Origin of the sequence: Lysinibacillus sphaericus, assembly GCF_002982115.1 — a bacterium.
GTDB lineage: Bacteria > Bacillota > Bacilli > Bacillales_A > Planococcaceae > Lysinibacillus > Lysinibacillus sphaericus.
On the sequence record NZ_CP019980.1, the window covers coordinates 3,125,267 to 3,145,698 of the forward strand.

At 38.3% G+C, this 20,432-nt stretch carries 20 protein-coding genes; 6 read left to right on the top strand and 14 right to left on the bottom strand.

Features of this window, described 5'->3' with window-relative positions:
• Window positions 1-41: 41 nt before the first annotated feature.
• The 7 genes from LS41612_RS15735 to LS41612_RS15765 all read right to left on the bottom strand — a co-directional run bounded on the left by LS41612_RS15735 (window position 42) and on the right by LS41612_RS15765 (window position 7,557).
• The gene (locus LS41612_RS15735; RefSeq protein ID WP_024362350.1) at window positions 42-1,583 is read right to left on the bottom strand and encodes an aminotransferase class V-fold PLP-dependent enzyme; all 1,542 of its coding nucleotides are present in this window, start codon (window positions 1,581-1,583) and stop codon (window positions 42-44) included.
• 4 nt (window positions 1,584-1,587) lie between these two features.
• Complete coding sequence (locus tag LS41612_RS15740) at window positions 1,588-2,148, bottom strand: glycerol-3-phosphate acyltransferase (RefSeq protein ID WP_024362351.1); 561 nt, start codon at window positions 2,146-2,148, stop codon at window positions 1,588-1,590.
• A gap of 69 nt (window positions 2,149-2,217) precedes the next feature.
• Window positions 2,218-3,183, bottom strand: a complete 966-nt coding sequence (locus LS41612_RS15745) for a YpdA family putative bacillithiol disulfide reductase (RefSeq protein WP_024362352.1) — start codon at window positions 3,181-3,183, stop codon at window positions 2,218-2,220.
• Between the two features lie 145 nt (window positions 3,184-3,328).
• Window positions 3,329-4,084: a metallophosphoesterase gene (locus LS41612_RS15750; RefSeq protein ID WP_024362353.1), complete on the bottom strand. Its 756-nt coding sequence runs from the start codon at window positions 4,082-4,084 to the stop codon at window positions 3,329-3,331.
• A 159-nt stretch (window positions 4,085-4,243) separates the two neighbouring features.
• Complete coding sequence (locus LS41612_RS15755; RefSeq protein WP_024362354.1) at window positions 4,244-4,999, bottom strand: LysM peptidoglycan-binding domain-containing protein; 756 nt, start codon at window positions 4,997-4,999, stop codon at window positions 4,244-4,246.
• A gap of 87 nt (window positions 5,000-5,086) precedes the next feature.
• Window positions 5,087-6,529, bottom strand: coding sequence for a RecQ family ATP-dependent DNA helicase (locus LS41612_RS15760; protein ID WP_024362355.1), 1,443 nt, complete (start codon window positions 6,527-6,529; stop codon window positions 5,087-5,089).
• Window positions 6,529-7,557, bottom strand: coding sequence for a YpbB family protein (locus tag LS41612_RS15765; protein ID WP_024362356.1), 1,029 nt, complete (start codon window positions 7,555-7,557; stop codon window positions 6,529-6,531). Before LS41612_RS15765 ends, LS41612_RS15760 begins: the two co-directional genes overlap by 1 nt.
• 105 nt (window positions 7,558-7,662) lie before the next feature.
• Between LS41612_RS15765 and LS41612_RS15770 the strand changes: the two genes are divergently transcribed.
• Window positions 7,663-7,911 (top strand): ferredoxin, encoded by a 249-nt coding sequence (locus LS41612_RS15770; RefSeq protein WP_024362357.1) that lies wholly within the window; start codon window positions 7,663-7,665, stop codon window positions 7,909-7,911.
• Window positions 7,912-8,121: 210 nt separating this feature from the next.
• Window positions 8,122-8,904, top strand: a complete 783-nt coding sequence (gene fabI / locus LS41612_RS15775) for an enoyl-ACP reductase FabI (protein WP_080653312.1) — start codon at window positions 8,122-8,124, stop codon at window positions 8,902-8,904.
• Between the two features lie 93 nt (window positions 8,905-8,997).
• Here fabI and LS41612_RS15780 read toward each other — a convergent pair whose 3' ends face one another.
• Window positions 8,998-10,203: an MFS transporter gene (locus LS41612_RS15780; protein WP_024362359.1), complete on the bottom strand. Its 1,206-nt coding sequence runs from the start codon at window positions 10,201-10,203 to the stop codon at window positions 8,998-9,000.
• Between the two features lie 300 nt (window positions 10,204-10,503).
• Here LS41612_RS15780 and LS41612_RS15785 point away from each other — a divergent pair, with 300 nt between their 5' ends.
• Both LS41612_RS15785 and LS41612_RS15790 read left to right on the top strand, forming a co-directional pair.
• Window positions 10,504-11,328, top strand: a complete 825-nt coding sequence (locus LS41612_RS15785; protein ID WP_024362360.1) for a methyl-accepting chemotaxis protein — start codon at window positions 10,504-10,506, stop codon at window positions 11,326-11,328.
• A gap of 28 nt (window positions 11,329-11,356) precedes the next feature.
• Window positions 11,357-11,929 carry a GNAT family N-acetyltransferase gene (locus tag LS41612_RS15790; protein WP_024362361.1) on the top strand — a complete coding sequence of 191 codons (573 nt, stop codon included), beginning with the start codon at window positions 11,357-11,359 and terminating at the stop codon, window positions 11,927-11,929.
• Between the two features lie 107 nt (window positions 11,930-12,036).
• On the opposite strand, the gene floT is transcribed toward LS41612_RS15790, so the two are convergent.
• Together floT and LS41612_RS15800 are read right to left on the bottom strand one after the other, a co-directional pair.
• Window positions 12,037-13,593: a flotillin lipid rafts scaffold protein FloT gene (floT, locus tag LS41612_RS15795; protein ID WP_024362362.1), complete on the bottom strand. Its 1,557-nt coding sequence runs from the start codon at window positions 13,591-13,593 to the stop codon at window positions 12,037-12,039.
• 15 nt (window positions 13,594-13,608) lie between these two features.
• Window positions 13,609-14,139: an NfeD family membrane protein gene (locus LS41612_RS15800; RefSeq protein WP_024362363.1), complete on the bottom strand. Its 531-nt coding sequence runs from the start codon at window positions 14,137-14,139 to the stop codon at window positions 13,609-13,611.
• Window positions 14,140-14,335: 196 nt separating this feature from the next.
• Between LS41612_RS15800 and LS41612_RS15805 the strand changes: the two genes are divergently transcribed.
• Complete coding sequence (locus LS41612_RS15805; protein ID WP_024362364.1) at window positions 14,336-14,716, top strand: hypothetical protein; 381 nt, start codon at window positions 14,336-14,338, stop codon at window positions 14,714-14,716.
• Window positions 14,717-14,778: 62 nt separating this feature from the next.
• Here the strand turns inward: LS41612_RS15805 and LS41612_RS15810 are convergent, their stop codons facing one another.
• From LS41612_RS15810 to LS41612_RS23785, 4 genes are all read right to left on the bottom strand, one after another.
• Entirely contained in the window at window positions 14,779-15,513 is a 735-nt protein-coding gene (locus LS41612_RS15810) for a hypothetical protein (RefSeq protein ID WP_024362365.1), read from the bottom strand.
• Window positions 15,514-15,604: 91 nt separating this feature from the next.
• A complete protein-coding gene (locus tag LS41612_RS15815; protein ID WP_024362366.1) occupies window positions 15,605-16,396 on the bottom strand; it encodes a GNAT family N-acetyltransferase in 792 nt (263 codons plus the stop codon).
• A complete protein-coding gene (abc-f, locus tag LS41612_RS15820; protein ID WP_024362367.1) occupies window positions 16,389-18,194 on the bottom strand; it encodes a ribosomal protection-like ABC-F family protein in 1,806 nt (601 codons plus the stop codon). The genes LS41612_RS15815 and abc-f overlap by 8 nt, the downstream gene beginning before the upstream one ends.
• Window positions 18,195-18,298: 104 nt before the next feature.
• Window positions 18,299-18,439 carry an RAxF-45 family protein gene (locus LS41612_RS23785; protein WP_279633374.1) on the bottom strand — a complete coding sequence of 47 codons (141 nt, stop codon included), beginning with the start codon at window positions 18,437-18,439 and terminating at the stop codon, window positions 18,299-18,301.
• A 286-nt stretch (window positions 18,440-18,725) separates the two neighbouring features.
• On the opposite strand from LS41612_RS23785, the gene LS41612_RS15825 reads away from it, so the two are divergent.
• Window positions 18,726-20,420 carry a methyl-accepting chemotaxis protein gene (locus LS41612_RS15825; RefSeq protein ID WP_024362368.1) on the top strand — a complete coding sequence of 565 codons (1,695 nt, stop codon included), beginning with the start codon at window positions 18,726-18,728 and terminating at the stop codon, window positions 20,418-20,420.
• The last annotated feature ends 12 nt before the right edge of the window (window positions 20,421-20,432 follow it).

Here is a 20,432-nt window from a genome sequence, read left to right on the forward strand (position 1 = left end):
CCTAACAATTGGGGCAGTTTATAGTTAGTTTGAGATGTCACTTATAAATCAACTGTTTGCTTATAGAAAGTTAACAAATTTTGCAAGCGCCTATAGGCTAACTCAAAATCAGGTTGAATCACCGATAACTGTATAAAATTTCGATGTTTTAAATAGTTACTATCTGCATGCACAAATAACCCGTTTAATTTTAAATCTGTTGCTAGCTTGGTTAAGCCATTTGGACATTGTATAGTGATGATCATTGGATACGCTGTGATTGGTAAACGATAATGCATAAAAGGCAACTGCAACAATGCCTCATAGCGCTGCTGTAGTTGATGATAACGCGCTGGATAGGCTTGTAAGGCTTCCACTACATTCCCAACTAGTGCTGCTGGTAGTGTATAGGGAATTGTTCCATGTTGATAATTGGTTAAATCCAAATAGGCAGGCAACGCTGTCACAGGCTCTACAAGTTCTTGAGAAAACACAAAGGCCAAACCACTCAATGCCCCAATAGCTTTACCACTCACCGCTGTCGCTAAATAGCAATCGTCCAATAAAAACGGCATAGCACCAAAAGAGCTAATACAATCAACACAAAGTTTTATGTTATAGCGCTTAGCCAACTGCTTCATCCCGTGTAAATCATTGCATGCACCTGTTGACGTTTCTCCGTGCACCATAAGCAACCACTGATAAGCCCCCGTTTGTAATAAATCCTCCAATGCCTGCATGTCAAATGCGCTTCCCCACGCTTGCGTAACAACATCAAAATCCAATAACCAACGTTCTGCCTGCTTCTGAAGACGCTCTCCAAATTCGCCATTTGTTAAAATAAGTCCATGCCCCGCTTGTTGAGCCTTGAGTTGCCCAAGCATCACTTCATTTGCGAGCGTCCCTGATCCAACGATTGTAGCGACTTGTTTAGCCCCAGATAATTCAAGCAACTTGCTACGCATACGTGCATAGAGCGATTGAAAGGCTTGTGACCTGTGCGACATATCAGAATACACAATTGCTCCCTGCTGTTTCACTGGTCCTGGATAAAATGTATAACTTTCTTGCGCAAGCTTGTGTTGCAACGACTGTTCAAATTGTTGCCTTGTTAAGACCATTGGTAAAAACATTGCTTCGTTTGTTCCTACCGCAGGTGCGAATTGGCTAAAGCCCATTTGTTTATACATCTTTTCCTCACGTGTAGTACCTGAGATAACAGCTGCTGAGTACCCCTTTTCATAGGCAAATGCATTTAATGCTTGTGTTAATCTGATTAGTACTCGACCTGAGCGGTAAGGCTTTTTCACTGCGAGTAAGCGAATTTCACAAAGCTTTGTACAAATTTCCTTTGGTAAAAATTGCTCTACTTCGCCAATTTTTTCATCGATTGAAAACGGTCGCTGATCTCGAAAGGCTAGCATACCGATAAGCTCAGTACCTTTATACACCACTAAATACGTATTTTCTTTATGGAAACGATCGACTTTTCTTTTCAGCGCATTTGGTTCATGTTGTGGAATTTCCTCAACAAAAGTTTCATAATTCAACTGCGCAATTGCATCAAATTCCTTTTCTGTCTGTGCGACTTTACACCAGTACATAAATTCACTTCCCTCTTCTCAATGACTCCTTTATATTGGATGAATGCTTCAATAGCATACACATAATGGCAACAAGTATCGGTATGTATAACTGTAAATGTCCTGTCAGTACAATTGCGCCAATGTAAAATACAAAGCCACCTAACATGCCGAGTGTTAAACTTCTTGTTACACCAAGTACAATAGCTGTACCGACAATCATCATTGAAAATAAAGCTGGAGAAAGGGCAAGTCCAACACCAATAAACGTTGCAACCCCCTTACCACCATTAAATTTTAGACAAATCGGATATAAATGACCGAGAATCACGAAACAGGCTCCAGCCATAATAACCCACTGTTCCAAATGCCAGAAATAGCCCAATGTTACAACTAGTACACCTTTTAATGCATCCCCCAAAAATGTCCACATAAATGCAGCCTTGCCAATTACACTCCCTGCATTTCTGGCTCCAAGATTTTTACTACGTTCTTGTTGCAAATTGACACCATACATTTTTCCAACGAAATAAGCCGTCAAAAAGTTTCCAACACTATAACTAAATAGCCAATAAAGCCAAGTCATTATTCCCCTCCTTCTACAGTCTAAAGAAGCTGTATAAGCAGTGCATGCCTATACAGCTTCCTTTTTCTTTTATAGCTTTCTTTCCGCAATAGCTTGAGCAATACAATCCCCATGGAAGCGGCCATTTTCTATAAAAATTTCATTGGCATTATTCCCTGCTGCAATAACCCCAGCAATAAATAATCCAGCTACATTGGTTTCCATTGTTTCTGGATGACAAAATGGTCGACCTGTTTCTTCGTCAATTGTAACTCCCATCGCACGGATAAATGAATGGTCTGGATGATAGCCTGTCATAGCAAAGACAAAGTCGTTTTTTATCATTTCTTCACGACCATTAATATTAATGATGACTTCATGCTCACGGATTTCCTTCACAATTGTATTAAAATGCATTGTGACTTCTCCATTGCGCACAACACCTTCAAATTCTGGTAAGACCCATGGCTTAATACTTGATGAATACTCGCTACCTCGATAAACAACTGTGACACGAGCGCCCGCTTTGTTTAATTCTAAAGCTGCATCTACTGCTGAATTTTTGCCACCAATCACAAGGACATCCGTATCAAAAAATTCATGGCCTTCTTTAAAATAATGGTGAACTTTAGGTAATGCCTCGCCAGGAATATTCATATAGTTAGGATGATCATAGTAACCCGTTGCAATGACCACATAGGGTGTTCCATATACATCCTTATCAGTCGTAACAGTAAAAAGTTCCCCTGATTTGACAACACTTTCGACTTTTTCAAAACGGTTTACTTGAATATTTTTCAAGCGTACTACTTCACGATAATAAACAAGTGCCTGATTTCGCTTTGGCTTCCGTCCTTCAATAATAAATGGTACATCACCAATCGCTAAACGTTCACTCGTACTAAAAAAAGTTTGATGTGTAGGATAATTGTAAATAGCGTTTACGATATTTCCTTTTTCAATTACAATCGGTTGTAAACCAATTTTTTGCAAAGATATTGCTGCGGCTAAACCACAAGGGCCTCCTCCAACAATAATTGCATCAACTTGTTGCATTGTTTGACACTCCTATCAAATTGGCATCAGCGTATTAAACACAGATGCTTAACTGTTGCAGATGAGCTCCCTTTAGGGCATCTACAAAATGATTTCAAAATCCACTATCGTTTCCATTATACGCCTTCTATACATTTTTGGTTGTTTATTTATCCGAAATATCGATGTCAATAATATGACACTCTGGTTTCGCGCCTAAACGTAATGGCAATAAAGTTGTACCATAGCCATTACTTACGAGCGTCATAATGCCTTCACGTTGTCGATAGGAGCCTAGCGGATGCACCCCATATGGCCCCACTCGTATTTGCCCACCATGCAAATGTCCACCAATCATTAAGTCAGCTCTAAATTTTGCTCTTACTCGGGCAAAGACACCTGGATTATGTGAAATAAAAACGACTAAATCCTCCTCACCCACTTTTTCAAAAGCAGCATCAAAACTATATTTCATTGTCGAAGTATCTTCAATCGCACTTATCCAAAAGCGGTTCTTATTAGGCAATAACACAGCATCATTGGCGATAATCTTTACACCATGCTGTTGTAAAATAGCTCGAAGTCGCTCCTCGCCCACTTCTCTATCATTATTTCCCCAGACAAAATAAGTAGGACCTAACGGTGTCAATAAATCAAGATTTTCATGAATACGCTGAATCGGCGTGCGTCCATCTGCAAAATCTCCACCGATGATGACCGCATCAAATGTACTTTCTAATCGTTCAATCATTGAGCGATTTATTTTCCGTAAATGCGTATCTGAAATAAAAAATAGTCGAATCTTTTCTGGTTGACCTTTAAGTGATAATTGATGATGCAACACATTATTTTCGTGCGCGACCTTCCACATGTAGAGTAGGAAGGCGATAACTATTAAAAGAAATAGTCCAATATATAGCATTCCCTCACTTCTCCTTACGATAGCAAAAAGGCGATTCAATACGCTATAGAATCGCCTTTTTGCTAATTAGACGTTTGCCTCAACCTTATGTTGGTGTTGACGTTTGTCCTTTATTTTATACTAGAAAAACATCGTTGCCAAAGAATGACACCGTTTTTCTTATGGTAGTTTAATGACTTGCCCAACAATTACCGTGTCAGAAGTCATACCGTTCGCAGCTCGAATTTTCGCTAGCGTTGCTTCACTACCATCACCGTAGTGATTCAATGCAATACGATATAGATTTTCATTAGGTTTAACTGTATGTGTTTTTACTGGTGTCGTATTTTGCTTTTCTTGTTCGGCTTTACGAGCTTGTTCCACTTTACGTGCTTGCTCCGCTTTTTTCGCTTCTTCGGCCTTTTTTGCTGCCTCTGCCTGTTGCTGTGCTTTCTTCGCTTCTTCCGCTTTTTTCGCCTCTTCAGCTTTTTTCGCTTCTTCTGCCTTCTTTGCTTCGTCAGTAGCTTTTTGTTGTGCAGCTAGCTTTTCAGCATCTTTTTGCGCTTGTTCTTTTGCTTGTTCATTTGCTTTATCATCTTTTTCTTTATCTGCTGATGTAGATGCTTCCGCTTTTCCGTCAGTCTTATCAATTTCTACAACAGCATCCATCGTATCTTTTTCAGCTTCTTCAATCGTTTTACCAGGATCATAGAATTGCACAAAATAAATTAATATAGTTAATGGAATTAAGATAAATGTAACAAAAAGAATCGTCATTAAAGGAAATTTACGTTGTTTTGTATTTTTCGGCTTTTTGTTATTACTTCCATTTTTATTCATTCTTGAAACTCTAGATAGATTTTGCTGTTCTTGTTGTTCTTCTTCAAATGACTGACGATGTTCTTCGATTTTATCACGATAGTCTTCTTTACTCATTCGACTTTCCTCCAACCTTGCTACGCATTCTTCTATCATTCTATTATGACGAATTTTGCGAAAAAAGTAAATGACCGTAAGTTTAGTCTAGTCGCTTATTAAAAGCTGTTTTAATCGACTTTCCCACGCCATCATTTCTACTTTCTTCTCTTCCTTCATGCGTACTGTATTGATTTCATCATAATGGATTCCACAATTTTCACAACAGTTTTCAGGTTTTTTCTTCAATTTTTGCCCAAAATACCCGACAAGTTGCTCGCGCAAACAATCTTTTGTCTTTATAATTTTTAACATTTCATCCACTGCCTGATATTTTTCAAGTGCAAAATGACGAAGTCGTGCTTTTACTCGTTCTTCAGGTTCCTGATGGAGCCAATAATCTAGCACACGAAAGGCTGTTTCACTCAACTCACCATTTTTTAACATTTGAGTGGGGGCAATACGCTGCAATACAAGCTCTTGATAGCGATCGACATGACTAGATGACGGTAAATCTCCTGTTACTACAAATTTCGCCAGTTCCTCGTCACCATCGCTGTAAAGTAAAATCGCAAGTGCAGGTTTACCATCACGACCTGCGCGCCCAATTTCTTGCATATAATTCGCAACATTGGCAGGCATTGTCTCATGTATCACCTGTCGAATATCTCCCTTATTAATGCCCATGCCAAACGCATTGGTCGCCACAATCCAATCTAACTCTCCATCGATAAACTGCTGTTGAATAAATTGACGATCCTCCGCACTATAGCCAGCATGATATGCGGCAGCTCGCAAACCCGCTTGCATAAACAGTTCACAATATTGCTCAGCACGCTTGCGTGATGACAAATATAAAATACCTGGTCCAGCGGTTTTTTTTACATGCTCCACTATCCATCTTGCTTTATCGCCCCTATCCTCGAAAAGAATACGTCCGAGGTGAATATTTGGACGATCAACATTATACATAAATTCAAACGGTGCATGCAGTGATAGTGTAGCATGAATATCTTTTACTACTTTTTCAGTTGCAGTCGCAGACAACGCTAATACAGGGGGACGATTACCTTGTGAAAACCAGTCGCCGATGCGCAAATAATCCGGACGAAAATCAAATCCCCACTGCGAGATACAATGTGCTTCATCCACAACAATAAGACTTAACGTCATATTTGCTAACTTCTCCTGTACCTGTTGTTGTAACAACATCTCCGGCGATGTGAAAATAAAGCGATACTGTTCTAAAAAATGGAGAGCATATCGTTTTTCTTCTACTGTTAAAAATGAATTTAATGCTACTACCCTTTTTTCACCAAATCGCTTCAGTTGCTCTACTTGATCTTGCATTAAAGACAATAGCGGAGACACTATTAACACTGGTTTTTGCAATAAATAAGCGGGCAACTGATAGCACAATGATTTACCCATGCCTGTTGGCAATAATGCAATAACATCTTTCCCGCTAAGAATTGCTTCAATTACCTCTTTTTGCCCTGGTCGAAAGGTGGCATAACCGAAATACTTTGCTAATGTTTGCTCTAGTTCCATTATACTTCTCCTTTCGCGAGGACAAGTCTGAGCTGGAAATAACTCAAGTCATTGACCACTTCATGCAATGCCTTTAATTTCTTTGTTTGATATTGCTTGGATGCCTGCCAAACTTTTTCCGCTTCCTCATAAGAGACGAACGGACCAATCGAAAAGTTCGGTTCGTTCATTGCTATTTCAACTAAATGATCTTCAATTGTACTTTGTTTCAACTTTCTAATTTGAACAATCTGCTCAATTGAATACCCTTGTTCATATAAATAGGCGGTTTGCTGTGTCGAATCTGTCAACAATGCCTTTACTCGCAATTCTTCTGCTATTTTGCCAAGCAACGGGTAGTTGTTTGTTGCATGCACTTCATTCAATAGTGTATGTAGTAACTCAATAAATGCTAATTGACTATCAAGTACCGTTTCTTTGCGTTCAATGGAAAGTTGCTGCCATGTCCAACCTGGTAAACTATAGCCACTCAATCGATAAAGGGCAAGTTGCTTATTACTTTCAGAAACGGCTAGTGTTGCGAACACACGCAAGCATTCATCCAGTAATTGCTGTTGCAAATGCCCTGATTGATACTGCAGATCTTGTAAAAAAGCACGTACCCATGATTGTACTTGCGTATCCTTACTAATTGGTGAAAATGACCGAATTCCCTCTTTTTGATAGGACAAACTTTGTACAACTAAGGAAAGCCGCGCAAAAAACACATGTTCATTTCCTCGATAATGCCAACCGTCAAATAAAAAAGTTGGTGTTTGCGCTGCCCGCTGTAAACCTAGCTTTTTCATGGAATAGTGACCTGATTCCTGCATAATTAACCAACTATATTGCAAAAAGGTAGAAACAGCTTCATCAAATGTCGCACGAGGTAATTTTGGGAGTAATCCAAAATAGTTATGTAACTGAAACAGTCCCACATCTTGAATTGTCTGGCCTGAACGCTTTCCTCTAAGGATATGATAGGCCGCTGATACGGTTCGTTCATTATTTAGTTTTTGAAAGATTTGCAATAAAATTTGATAAAACATTGAAGCAAATTCCTCCAATTTAATAGTATTAGGTTGAAATGTCAGTTAAACATCTTTAAAATGAGTATGAAGCTTTGTAGGAACATCGTAAAAGGAGAGAAAGAAATGGCTAAATACACAATTGTTGATAAAGATACATGCATCGCTTGTGGCGCATGCGGAGCCGCAGCACCAGATATTTATGATTATGATGATGAAGGAATTGCCTTCGTTATTTTAGATGATAACATGGGAACTGCTGAAGTTCCAGAAGATCTACTAGAAGACATGCAAGATGCTTTTGAAGGTTGCCCAACTGATTCTATCAAAGTGGCTGACGAACCTTTTGACGGCGACTCTTTAAAATTCGAATAGTCTATACCTTACTAAAAAGGCATCCAATAAAGGATGCCTTTTTGCATGGATTCACCGTTAACAATCTCAATGATTCCTAGAATTGAAGAACGCATTGAAATCAATTTTATGCCCTTTTCATCTTATTATTGCAACCATAATTTATGTATGATAAGATTTTAGTAGTTGGTACTAATAACAGATATTATTTCGTAAAGGGGATTCTTATAAATGATGGATAATTTATTACAATTAAAAGATAAAAATATTGTCGTAATGGGCGTTGCAAACGATCGCAGTATTGCTTGGGGGATTGCTAAACGTTTATTTGATGTAGGGGCAAACGTGATTTTCACATATCGTCAGGAACGTTCTTTAAAAAAATTACAAAAACAACTTGAAAATTATGGACATGCAGATGCTCTTGTTGTGCAATGCGATGTGAACAGTGATGAAAGCACAAAATCAGCATTCGATGAAATCGGTTTAAAAGTTGGGGTTATCCACGGTATTGTGCACTCAGTAGCATTTGCCAATGCAGAAGATTTACACAATCGCTTTTTAGAAACAACTCGTGATGGCTATGCATTTGCCCAAGATACAAGCGCCTATTCCCTTATTTCTACAGCCAAAGCAGCACATCCATACATGACAGAAGGCGGCTCAATTGTAACAATGAGTTACCTAGGTGCAGAACGTGTACTTGACGGCTACAACGTAATGGGTGTTGCCAAAGCAGCATTAGAAGCATCTATGCGCTACCTTGCTGCCGATATTGGTCAAGACAATATCCGTGTCAATGCAATATCTGCAGGTGCTATTCGTACACTTGCTGCGAAAGGCGTTCCTTCATTTAATACAATTTTACACAAAATTGAAGAGACAGCACCGTTAAAACGTAATGTTCAACAAGATGAAGTAGCTGATATGACAATCGTGATGTTATCTCACTTATCACGTGGTGTAACAGGCGAAACAATCTATATTGACGCAGGCTATAATATAATGGGTTAACACCTAAAAAGTGTTAGATTGACGACAATCAATCTAACACTTTTTCTTTGCTTTTATTAATGCCTAGTTGTAACACTAACTTAGCACCTCACGCTAATGCCCAGTAAGGAACCGTTGTTTGGCAATAACGCTTTTTAAAACAAATGTTAGCCCACAAGCAATGACTAAAAAGACCGTGATCATGGCAACCACACCCATCCAGCCAAAATGCATCCAAAATATGCCTCCTACCGTTCCACCGACACTAGAGCCAAAATAGTAGAAAAATAAATATAAAGACGATGCTTGTGCTTTATCATGAGTAGCTCGTTTGCTCACCCATCCACTTGCGATTGAATGGGCTGCAAAAAAACCAAAGGTAAACACTGTAATTCCTACTATTTTTAAGAAAAGTAGACCTTGTAGAGTAATAATGGCACCAGCTAGCATAATTGCAATGGCTAACAATAACATTTTCTGACGCCCAAAACGATCAGCTAAACTGCCAAACCACGCAGAGCTAAATGTCCCAACTAAATAAATTACAAATATCCAACCGACAATTGTGGCACTCAAATGATAGGGAGGTGCCATTAATTTAAAACCGATATAATTGTAAAGTGTTACAAAGCTTCCCATTAGCACAAAACTAATAGCAAACAAGCACTGCATGGATGGGTCCTTTAAATGCTGCATAAGTGATTTGGTTAAAGCTTTTATTTGTAACGGCCGTGCCGAAAAATGCTGCGAGTTCGGTAGCATCCAGACAAATAACACACTAATGATTAAGCTAATGATACCAAGTACAATCATACCAACCTGCCAGTTATAAAGGTCTGTAAATGTACCAATAATGACACGTCCACTAAGACCACCTACAGAATTGCCACTTATGTAAAGTCCCATTGCAATACCTAGGCTAGATGGGTTCATTTCCTCTCCTAAATAAGCCATCGCAATTGCTGGTAAGCCTGCAAATACAACACCTTGAATAACACGCAATACTAATATGGTTTCAAAATTTGGTGAAAAAGCGAGTGCTAGCGTCAAAATGGATGCTGCAAATATCGAAATCGTCATTAATGACTTTCTACCCCACGCCTCAGATAATGAGCCAACAATGATCATACTAATCGACAGTGACAATGTGGTCACCGATAGTGACAAACTCGCTACTGCTGGCGAGACATGGAATTCCTCTGCAAATGTCGGTAACAATGGCTGCGAAACGTATAAATTCGCAAAGGTAATAAAGCCTGCTAAAAATAAAGCCCAATTTGCTTTGTGGAATGCCTTTGTTCCTTTCTCTATATACTCCATTTCAATCTCCTCCATTTACGAGTCCATCTATCTATTATTCTAATACAATATTCTCCAAAATACAGTGTGGATTGTCGAAAAATAGACAAAATTAAAGAGCTTCTTTATATTTTCTACCATTTTCATTTGACAATTCTATACGTTGCCAAATAGTGTTCTTTCTATTTTTTCCAATTAATATAATTAATAGAAATAATAGTGATTTAATGTTAAATGCATGTTTTTGCTATGTTGAATTCGGCGTTTATATGCTACAGTGAGTAATATAATGACTGTTATTCTACAATTTGGAGGTATTTCATGAAAATAATCGAAGCTTTAGCACAATCAGCGCACTATATCCATCTTGCATTAAAAGAAGAAGCCATTGTAGCTGTCGTTGATAAAGAAAGTGAAACAGTTGTAAAATACTTAGCAGGCAAACGTGTTGACTCAGGTTATGTAGATGGGCAACAAGTAAATGCAAATGATCAAAATGTTTACATCGCCTTTACTGGAAAAAATGCAGATGTCATCATACCCGAGGATGTATATGGCATTGCCATTAACGCCTTTGCATTTCCAATTCGAGAAAATGGCAAAGTGATTGGCGCTCTAGCGTTTGGACTTCCTATCGACAATGAGCTAAAACTCGAACATTATATGAATACAATGGATAGTATCGTCTATAACCTTCAAGATAAAGTACATAACATCGCCTCTCATTCGGAGGAGTTAGCTGCCACTAGTGAGGAAATTAATAAACAGGCACAACATGCCCTAGAAGATTCTGAAAAAACAAATGATGTCACAGATTTAATAAAAAACATTTCTCAACAGACAAATTTACTTGGCTTAAATGCCTCGATTGAAGCTGCGCGTGCGGGTCAGCATGGAGCTGGTTTTAATATCGTAGCACAGGAAGTTAGAAAGCTTTCTTTTGAAACGTCAAGTGCCACGGAAAATATTGAAGCTTCTCTGCGCAATATTACTCGAAATCTTGATAATTTAAAGAAAAACATGGGTCAAATCTCCGATGCGACTAATGAACAAGCACAACTTGTCCAAGATTTTAGTGAAATTATCGACGAACTTACAACCTTAAGTCAAGAAATGAAGGGCTTCATGCATAATGCCTTGAAATAAACTATCGAAACGGAGGGCTACAATACCAATGCAGATTACAATCAATCACGAACTAATGTTAAGAACCATCACGCTTGATGATGCAGAAACGGTTTTCGCACTAACGGATACATCGAGAGCATATTTACGTGAATGGTTACCATGGTTAGATTTTACAAAGGAACTAGCGGATACAAAAAGCTATATAGAAGGCTGTATTGCTGGTTATGAAACAAAAAGTAGTATGTCCTTTGTGATTATTTTCCGCGATAAAATTGTAGGAATTGCGGGTTTTAATACGATCAATCATGCTAATAAAATTGCAGCCATTGGCTATTGGCTTAGTGCAGATGCTCAAGGACATGGCATTATGACAACAACAGTACAAGCGCTATTACAGTATGCTTTTGTCGAGCTCCAGTTAAACAAAGTGGAAATCCGTGCTGCTGTTGGCAATACAAAAAGTCGCGCGATTCCAGAGCGACTTGGTTTTAAAACGGAAGGAACCATTCGCGCGGCAGAATGGCTATACGATCACTATGTCGATCACGTCGTTTACGGCATGCTTGCGAGCGAATGGACATCAGCATCAGTACTATTGGGTAACGATATTCGTCGCTAATAGTATTTGGCTTTGCGCCACTATTACTTCATCCATCGCCACTAAAAGTTCCACTTAACATAAAAAAGCTACCTAATCCCGAAGTTTTAGGTAGCTTTTCTCAATGTTTATTGTTCGACGGTTTCTTTTACTTGTTCTGTCGTCGCAACAGGCTCTGGCTTTTTCACTAGCTCCGTTGCAATACGCTCAAGCTCTGGACGCAATGTATGCTTGCCCGCATAGCTTTCGATTAACTCCTTCATATCAATACCGGAAGTTTCCTTTAATGTTTCTTGCAAGGTTGACATTAAATTCGTTGCATAAGAAGTGACCTTGTTCGCACCACTGCCTCCTTCTCCACTACCCGTGTCAACAACTGTAATTTTGTCAATATTGCCAAGTGGACTTGCAAGCTCTTTTGCGTACTCAGGCATCATGCGTACAACCATATCCAGGACAGCTGCTTGACCGTAGTATTCAAAGGCTTCCGCAATTTTACGTTTTGCTTCCGCTTCCGCTAGACCACGAAGACGAATAATATCGGCATCTGTTTCACCCTGTGCACGCTCAGCATCTGCTTTCGCAATACCATCTAAACGAATTTTCTCCGCTTCCGCTTTCGCTAACGACTCAATACGATATTTTTCCGCATCTGCCTGTGCAAGCTCACGCATTTTTTCCGCCTCTGCATTTTGCTCAACTGCATAGCGGTCGGCATCTGCCTTTTTCTTCACTTCTGAATCATATTGCTTTTCACGACGTAGAATTTCTTTTTCTTCTAATTCAATTTGCTTTTGACGTTCAATAATGCGAATTTGCATTTCTTGCTCTGTTACTTCCTGCTTCGCACGTGCAGTTTCTAATTCATAAGCTTGGTCGGCACGAGCTTTGGCTATATCTTGCTCACGACGGAATTCCGCCACTTTTAATTGATTTTCTTTTTCCGCTTCCGCAATTTCTGTTGCCCGTTCTAGCTCAGCTTTTTGCGCTTCTTTTGATGCTTCTGCTCGTTTAATGCGCGTTTCTTTTTCTGCCTCGGCAGTTGCAATATCTGCATCACGTTTCACTTGTGCAATTCTAGGCTTCCCTAGTGAATCAAGGTAACCATTTTTATCGCGCACATCTTTAATTGTAAAGGACACAATGACAAGACCCATCTTCGCTAAATCTTGAGAAGCTACACGTTGTACCTCTTGCGAAAATTTATCGCGATTTTTATAAATTTCCTCAACTGTCATTGATCCTAAAATAGAACGTAAATGTCCTTCTAATACTTCACGTGCTTCCCCTTCACGCTCTGCCTTTTGCTTTCCTAAAAACTGTTCAGCCGCTGTAGCGATTTCTGAAATGGAACCACCAATTTTAATAATCGCTGTACCATCCGCCATTACGGGAACACCTTGCTCTGTATAAACTTCAGGCGTTGTTACTTCTAACTTACTTGATAATAGACTTAATGGTTGTGCTTGCTGGAAAATTGGGAAGACAAATGTACCGCCCCCACGAATAATTTTAATACGGTTTCCTGACTCATCTTTATGTACATTTTTTGAGCCAAGATAGCTACCTGTCACAATCAGTGCCTCATCAGGACCCGCTGTACGATACTTTGTTACATACAGTGCCACTAGTGCGATTAAAATAAATGCTACAATTCCCAAGACAATTAAAATCTCCATTGACATGACTGTATCTCTCCTTTATATAAACTTTTTTTCATAGGCTCTTACAAAAAGAGTGCCTTCCTTCGCTTCAACAACAAGGACGGTCGAATCATAATCGATGACCTCATTGTCATAGCCTGCTGCGCGCTTTGCAATCATACCGCTCGTTGTCTCAATAACAACTTCACCGAAGCCATCTTCTGGTATTGGTACAATCACTTTACCTAACTGCCCCTCAAGAGATTGTTCCGTATAGGCTAATGAAACATCCGCTGATTTTAGTGGAACAAGAATAAATAAATAAAATAGGGCACTTAAAATCACGCCGATGATAGCAGCCACACCTATGTTCCATGCGCTAGAGAAAAAGGCTAACTTTTCTAATATAAATCCAGCTGCTGACATCAATGTGAAGAATGATAAAATGACACTTGGATTAAAAATCGGTAGACCATCCCCAATGCCCTCGACTACTTCGCCGAAAAACATAAACAAAATCGTTGCAAGTCCCGCGAAAATCAACACCACCAAATAAATTTGCTCGAGTGAATAGCCAAATAGCGTCAAGTTGTTCACCCCTTTTCATCATATTACCTACTATACGGATGCCCTAAGGAAAAAGTTTCATAATTTTTAAGATTATCAAAATTTTTAAAATTAAGAAGCTAGCATTAATCCCTTCTCATTCTTTTGCGTATTTTTATTTCTCAAACTCAAACCATGTTACAATAGAAAAGAATAAAGGCATCGAAGGAGATATTGCATGAAGCGATCAACAATTATTAATGTTTGTATTTTCATTTTTTTCACTTTACTATTCGTCAATGATTTTTTCCCTGCCACTCCGTTAGCAGAAATATTGTCGAAGAAAATTATTCTTGTTATATTAATTGTCCTAGTAGGTATAAATCTAGTGTCATCAAAAGGTACATATAAAAAGCTATCCAAAAAAGCATATGCTGGTTTAACACTTTATACAGTTGGTCTTTGGATTGTGCTCACATTATTAGGTGGCGAGTCCGAAATTGGCTTATCTTATAATAGCCCTATTTTCTATCTTATCGTGATTGTACTAGGGTTTGACTTATTACGAGTTTATCGCCAATGGAAGCGTGAAGAAGCAGAAAAAAATAATGCAAAATAAAAGCATGTTGCCAATTAGCAATGAACACTAATTGGCAACATGCCTTTTTTGTATATAGCAGCTTAGGATTCTAGTACATTTAAAATCGTATCAAGTTCATTGACAGCGTGGTCTAATCGTTCCTTTGCCTCAATGTTTTGTTGCTTTAACTGACTATACTCTAATAAATTTTTTTCATGCTTTAATTTAATAGAAGATAAGCGCTCAATGCGTGCTTCTACTTTGTCAATTGCTTGCTCACAAACGCTAATCCATAATTTTTCTGATTGCTGAATTTCTGTCGTGGATGGATTGTGCTGACGCATAATACGTGCATATATTGCTTCTATTTGCTCAATCATTTCACTATAAAAATGACGCTCAACTCGCGTAGTTTGGAAAGTAGGATGCTCTATATCTTTTGCATATGGCGTAATTTGACGTAACAGCTTTCCAGCATTTTCACCAAAACTATGCGATAAATTCAATACATTCATCAATTGCAATAATAAGCGAACTTCTTCAAGATTAATAAGCTGTGAATCGATATTTTCTTTGACTTTTAGCGACTCCATATAGCGGCGATCGAAATGTTCAATTTCCCCTTTATGTTGCTCTACTAAATGGGCACTCGCATTTTCTTTTAAACTTTTAATATATCGGATTGCATGACTTCTTAGCTCCTCCATTGAAAGCATGTTGTCATTATCTTGTTGTGGTTTTCCTCGTTGAACATACGCAAATGCATCCACTTTTCGGGGCCATTTTGCTTCTTGGTTTTTTTCTGAGACATTGTAGCGTATATAAATTCCGTGCATTCCATATCCTCCAAGTCCATTTAACAAGTATCTCTAAAGACAATAAATCGAATACCACTTTTTTTCAAGTAATTTACCTTCAAAAATTTACTTATTTTGCAGACCTTATTTCTTGAATTGTTTTCCCTTCTGTAAATGCATGTATTGATTTTATTTTACCAAAAGAATAAAAATTTGCCCTTTCATATACTTTAGCGACTTGCTCATTAATAGGCAATAGCCAAAGATGTTCTAAGTTATTTTTAACAGCTTCTTTTTGAATATGTTGCAATACATAACCAATCAATCCTCTTCCACGATAGCTTTCTAATGTTGCGACACTTTCTATTCGACCTTGACGACCAGATAGAAACAAATTGGCCGTACAGCAAGCAACACCATCTATTTTTAATAAATAGTACGTAAAATGCGGTGAACAGTACATGTTTTCGAACGCCCTTTTTATTAAAGCAGGCTCACCAAATGTAGAGATAGTCATTTCTACTTCTAGTGCTTCTTGTACATTTGCATCTGTCACACGTTCAATGCGAATCGCTGGATTATGCGGTAATATAACAAATTCGCCATTCCAACACTGGATGTCATCCGTAAAAGACTCATATTGAAAACCATGTGATGATAATGCCTCCACACAGTGATGATTTTCCTCAACATTATATAAATACATTCTCGGAATTAACCCTTTTGAGAGATAGAATTGTTTTACATTAGTTAAAAATGTCTCTGCTTGCTCTACTCTCTTCCATATATGTGCATGGTTGGCGTCATAGTACATAGGCATTTCCTTATTGTAAAAAAATACTCCTTCCGGACACCGTTCCATCTCACTAAACTCATTGATATAGTCAATGTCTAACTGCATAATGTCTTGGAGCTTATGCATGTGTTGTTCCTCCTTCCAACCATTTAACATATAGAGCTTCTAGCTGTTGCTCCAATTTTTGACGTTGCTCTTTAGCAAGTGTAGGTTCTTTTAATTTAAATTCTACTTTTTCAATTTGTTCTTCAATTGGGAGTTCTTTATCACTGTGATCTTTTGTCTTTGTGCTGCTATCCACTTTTACTTCAGGCACTTGCTCAACGAGGGCATGCTTTGTTCTTGCCCATTCATAATCCCCTTCATATACATAAATCGTTTCTTGCTCAATCCATGCAATTTTTGTAAAGATTTTTTGTAAGAAGTAGCGGTCATGGGATACACCAATAATAGTACCTGTAAAGGATTCAAGGGTGTCTTCTAATACCTCTCTTGCTTCTATATCTAAATGGTTAGTCGGTTCATCTAAAATGAGTAAATTAATATCTTCATGCATTAATTGTGCGAGACGCAGACGCATCTTTTCCCCACCACTTAAGTCCTTCACTTTCTTAAAGACATCGTATCCATAAAACAGAAACTGTGCTAACAAATGACGTGCCTCTGCTTCTGATACGGATACACATTCCCGAAAGGCATCAATTAAACGAATAGCAGGATTTTCATGGTCAAATTGCTGCGATAAATATCCTATTTTTACACTACTACCTACTTTACACTCTCCTTGATTCGGTACAATCTCCCCTAACATCATTTTTAATAAGGTCGACTTTCCACTGCCATTATTGCCTACAATCGCGAGACGTTCTCCAAAATAGACCGATAGATGAATATTGTTAAATAATGGATTATCAAATGCATGACTTATCGCTGTCATTTGTATCACTTCTTTCCCACTACGTTCAGCCATCGTTAAGGCGAGATTCATTTTCTTTTTTGTGCAAGGTTTTTTAACTCGTTCTATACGATTCAGTGCCTTTTCCATACTTTTAGCACGGCGAAACAATGCGGCATTCGGTGGGTTCGCTTCATTTGCCCACTGTCTTAAACGTTTAATCGCTTCTTGCATCTTCTTAATTTTCTTTTGCTGTTCCTCATATTCAGCAAATTGCTGTTCAACTTTCGCTTCTTTCTGTGCAGTAAAATCATCATAATTTCCTGCATAGGTAAACGCCTCTCTATCCTCAATTTCAATGATTTTTTGCGCTACTTGATTCATAAATTGACGATCATGCGAAACAGCAATGACAATGCCAGCAAAGTGTTGTACATACTGTTCAAGCCACTCAATTGCTTGCATATCTAAATGATTGGTTGGTTCATCTAAAAGTAAAATAGATGGGTTACTTAAAAGCATTTGACCTAGCATTACCTTTGTTTTTTCGCCACCACTTATGCTTGCAAAGGGCACAGGAAGTAAAGATGTAATGTTCAGTCCATTTGCAATAGTAGCTAATTGCGCATCGACTTCATAGCCCCCCTGCAGCATAAATTGTTCCTGAACTTGACCATATTGTTGTAACACTTTGTCTGTACTATTCACTTGCATTGCCTGTTCCAGTGTTGTCATTTTTGCCTTCAGTTTGTAGATGTCAGCAAATGCTTCCTCCAGTACTTCTTTAACAGTAAGCAAAGGATAGCTTGGAATTTGGTGTAAGTAGCCAATAGTTGCTCCTTTACTTTTAATAATACGACCAGCATCAGGTGTATCGAGCCCTGCTAATAATTGCAGTAAAGTTGTTTTTCCACTACCATTCACACCAACAATCGCTACATGTTCCCCTTTATTGACTTCCAGTTGCAATCCTTCAAATAATACGTTTCCACCGATGATTTTTTGTATTTGTTCAGCCTTTATTTGCATTGTTTTTTCCTCCATGAAACGCGCGAAAAAACATCTCTAGACAACAAAAAAGACTGCTCAATTAACAAGCAGTCTTTTCCTTCAATATATGTGAAAAAGAATGGTTAATTCGCTACGTTTAGTATTTGATTTTGCTTAAAAATAGACAGACTTATCCCGTTGTTAGCAAAATCGAAAGTTTGAACACGTGTAAAATAAATAGCTATATCTATATTTCCACCTGTTCTCGTAGCGTTTAAATTCATTCCTTTTCACCTCCGTTCAAATTAGTTAGGTATAGCATACCATATTCCATATAATTTGGGAATGTTCAATTTCCACAACTGGAACAACCATCATTGCAAAATTCCACTATTTAGCAATGAAATAATCTAAATGTCACTAATTATATTTAATTTTGAAATATACAAATAGCGTAAGTAATTATATACTAGTAAAAATACAATGTTTTCCTGAAATACATACAATTACAGCAAGTTACTTTGCAATACTTGCTGTCTATTTATGTGGACAAAAACGTGGAGGGAATCTATGAAAAATTTAACGATGCAAATGAAAATGAGCTTATTGATTGTAACAGTTATTTTATTTGTTTTAATTGCTGTTGGTATTGTCAATACAAGCGAAATGAAAACGACCATTGAAGCAGAAAATAAAGCACGTCTTAGTCAAATCTATGATTTAAGTGTTTATAATTTAGATCAGGCATTACCTGGCGAATGGCATTTAAAAAATGGGGAGCTGTACAAAGGTGACGCTAAAATAGCAGAAGAAACTGCATTAATTGATAAATTAGGAGAATTATCCCACGCAGCTATTACTATTTTTGCTCAAGATACACGAGTTAACACGAATATACAGGTTGATGGACAACGTGCGATTGGCACAACTGCCGATCCTAAAGTGACAGAAGCAGTGCTTACACAAGGAAGTCTTTACAAAGGAGCAGCTGATGTAGTTGGCAAACCTTATTTTACACAGTATGGACCCATTCAAAATGCGAATGGAGAAACGATAGGTATGATTTTCGCTGGTGTTCCCTCCTCTGAAATCAATGCTATCGAACAAAAAATGCTTCTTAAAATGGCGGTTGTTGCCATCATTGCAGCAATTATCGCTGTCATTGCTGGAACATTGCTTGTGCGTAATATTGTTAAGCCTTTAAAGCGTTTAAATAGGCAGTTGGAAACCATTTCAGCTGGCGAAGGCGATTTAACGCAACAGTTAGTTGTAACAACGAAAGATGAAATCGGAGATCTTGCTACATCCTTTAATGCAATGCTTGCAACACTCCGAAAAATGATGCAACAAGTTGATGAAACAGCCAATGAAGTCTCGGCATCATCTGCTGAGCTTTCTGCAACAGCAGGCTCTACAACAAGAACAACGGAACAACTAACAGCCAATATGCAAGAATTAGCAAGCGGTGCAAGCACCCAAAAACAAAGCGCCAATGAAAATGCAGAAGCCATGCAGGATATTGCAGGCGGTATTCAGCTTGTAACGGAAACAAATATGGAAGTTTCATCTCAAGCTTCAGAAGCATTTGATACGGCGAAACATGGCGAAAAAACCGCACATGCTATGCAAACTCAAATGCATGCTATGACGGAAGCCGTCTTACAAAGCGTCAATTCAATCGTAGCATTGGATAAACACGCCAATACAATTGGAGACATTGTAGAGGTTATTCATGCTATAGCCGATCAAACAAACTTACTTGCTTTAAATGCATCTATAGAAGCTGCACGTGCTGGAGAACATGGCAAAGGCTTTGCTGTTGTAGCAGAGGAAGTTCGTAAATTAGCCGAGCAATCTAAAACATCTGCCGCTCAAATTACCGAGACTATTCATACAATGCAACAATTAGCAAAAGAAGCAAGCGACTATATGCAACAAAGTGAAAAAGAAGCCGCTTCAAGTGTAGAAATAGTGCGTACAACAAATAGCGCATTTGAGAACATTACAACAAAAGTAGCGGTAGTCACACATAAAATTCAGGAAGTTTCGGGTATTGCAGAGGAGCTATATGCACGTATTGAACAAGCCAATGCCTCTACCCAAATCATGGCTGAAATTGCGGTTGATGCACGCGAACAATCAAAAGTCGTGACCCAAATTGCCGAGACAAATCTTTACTCTATGGAAGACATTAATAACGCAGCTACAACACTTACAAAAAATGCCGAAACACTTCAAAACTTAATTCATCAGTTTAAATATTGAGGCCAAAAGATT

What these genes read in the sequence shown, in the direction of transcription:
- LS41612_RS15735 (WP_024362350.1), bottom strand. Translation starts at nt 1,583, where the DNA reads ATGTACTGGTGTAAAGTCGCACAGACAGAAAAGGAATTTGATGCAATT.
- LS41612_RS15740 (WP_024362351.1), bottom strand. Translation starts at nt 2,148, where the DNA reads ATGACTTGGCTTTATTGGCTATTTAGTTATAGTGTTGGAAACTTTTTG.
- LS41612_RS15745 (WP_024362352.1), bottom strand. Translation starts at nt 3,183, where the DNA reads ATGCAACAAGTTGATGCAATTATTGTTGGAGGAGGCCCTTGTGGTTTA.
- LS41612_RS15750 (WP_024362353.1), bottom strand. Translation starts at nt 4,084, where the DNA reads ATGCTATATATTGGACTATTTCTTTTAATAGTTATCGCCTTCCTACTC.
- LS41612_RS15755 (WP_024362354.1), bottom strand. Translation starts at nt 4,999, where the DNA reads ATGAGTAAAGAAGACTATCGTGATAAAATCGAAGAACATCGTCAGTCA.
- LS41612_RS15760 (WP_024362355.1), bottom strand. Translation starts at nt 6,529, where the DNA reads ATGGAACTAGAGCAAACATTAGCAAAGTATTTCGGTTATGCCACCTTT.
- LS41612_RS15765 (WP_024362356.1), bottom strand. Translation starts at nt 7,557, where the DNA reads ATGTTTTATCAAATTTTATTGCAAATCTTTCAAAAACTAAATAATGAA.
- LS41612_RS15770 (WP_024362357.1), top strand. Translation starts at nt 7,663, where the DNA reads ATGGCTAAATACACAATTGTTGATAAAGATACATGCATCGCTTGTGGC.
- fabI (WP_080653312.1), top strand. Translation starts at nt 8,122, where the DNA reads ATGATGGATAATTTATTACAATTAAAAGATAAAAATATTGTCGTAATG.
- LS41612_RS15780 (WP_024362359.1), bottom strand. Translation starts at nt 10,203, where the DNA reads ATGGAGTATATAGAGAAAGGAACAAAGGCATTCCACAAAGCAAATTGG.
- LS41612_RS15785 (WP_024362360.1), top strand. Translation starts at nt 10,504, where the DNA reads ATGAAAATAATCGAAGCTTTAGCACAATCAGCGCACTATATCCATCTT.
- LS41612_RS15790 (WP_024362361.1), top strand. Translation starts at nt 11,357, where the DNA reads ATGCAGATTACAATCAATCACGAACTAATGTTAAGAACCATCACGCTT.
- floT (WP_024362362.1), bottom strand. Translation starts at nt 13,593, where the DNA reads ATGTCAATGGAGATTTTAATTGTCTTGGGAATTGTAGCATTTATTTTA.
- LS41612_RS15805 (WP_024362364.1), top strand. Translation starts at nt 14,336, where the DNA reads ATGAAGCGATCAACAATTATTAATGTTTGTATTTTCATTTTTTTCACT.
- LS41612_RS15810 (WP_024362365.1), bottom strand. Translation starts at nt 15,513, where the DNA reads ATGCACGGAATTTATATACGCTACAATGTCTCAGAAAAAAACCAAGAA.
- LS41612_RS15815 (WP_024362366.1), bottom strand. Translation starts at nt 16,396, where the DNA reads ATGCATAAGCTCCAAGACATTATGCAGTTAGACATTGACTATATCAAT.
- abc-f (WP_024362367.1), bottom strand. Translation starts at nt 18,194, where the DNA reads ATGCAAATAAAGGCTGAACAAATACAAAAAATCATCGGTGGAAACGTA.
- LS41612_RS23785 (WP_279633374.1), bottom strand. Translation starts at nt 18,439, where the DNA reads ATGAATTTAAACGCTACGAGAACAGGTGGAAATATAGATATAGCTATT.
- LS41612_RS15825 (WP_024362368.1), top strand. Translation starts at nt 18,726, where the DNA reads ATGAAAAATTTAACGATGCAAATGAAAATGAGCTTATTGATTGTAACA.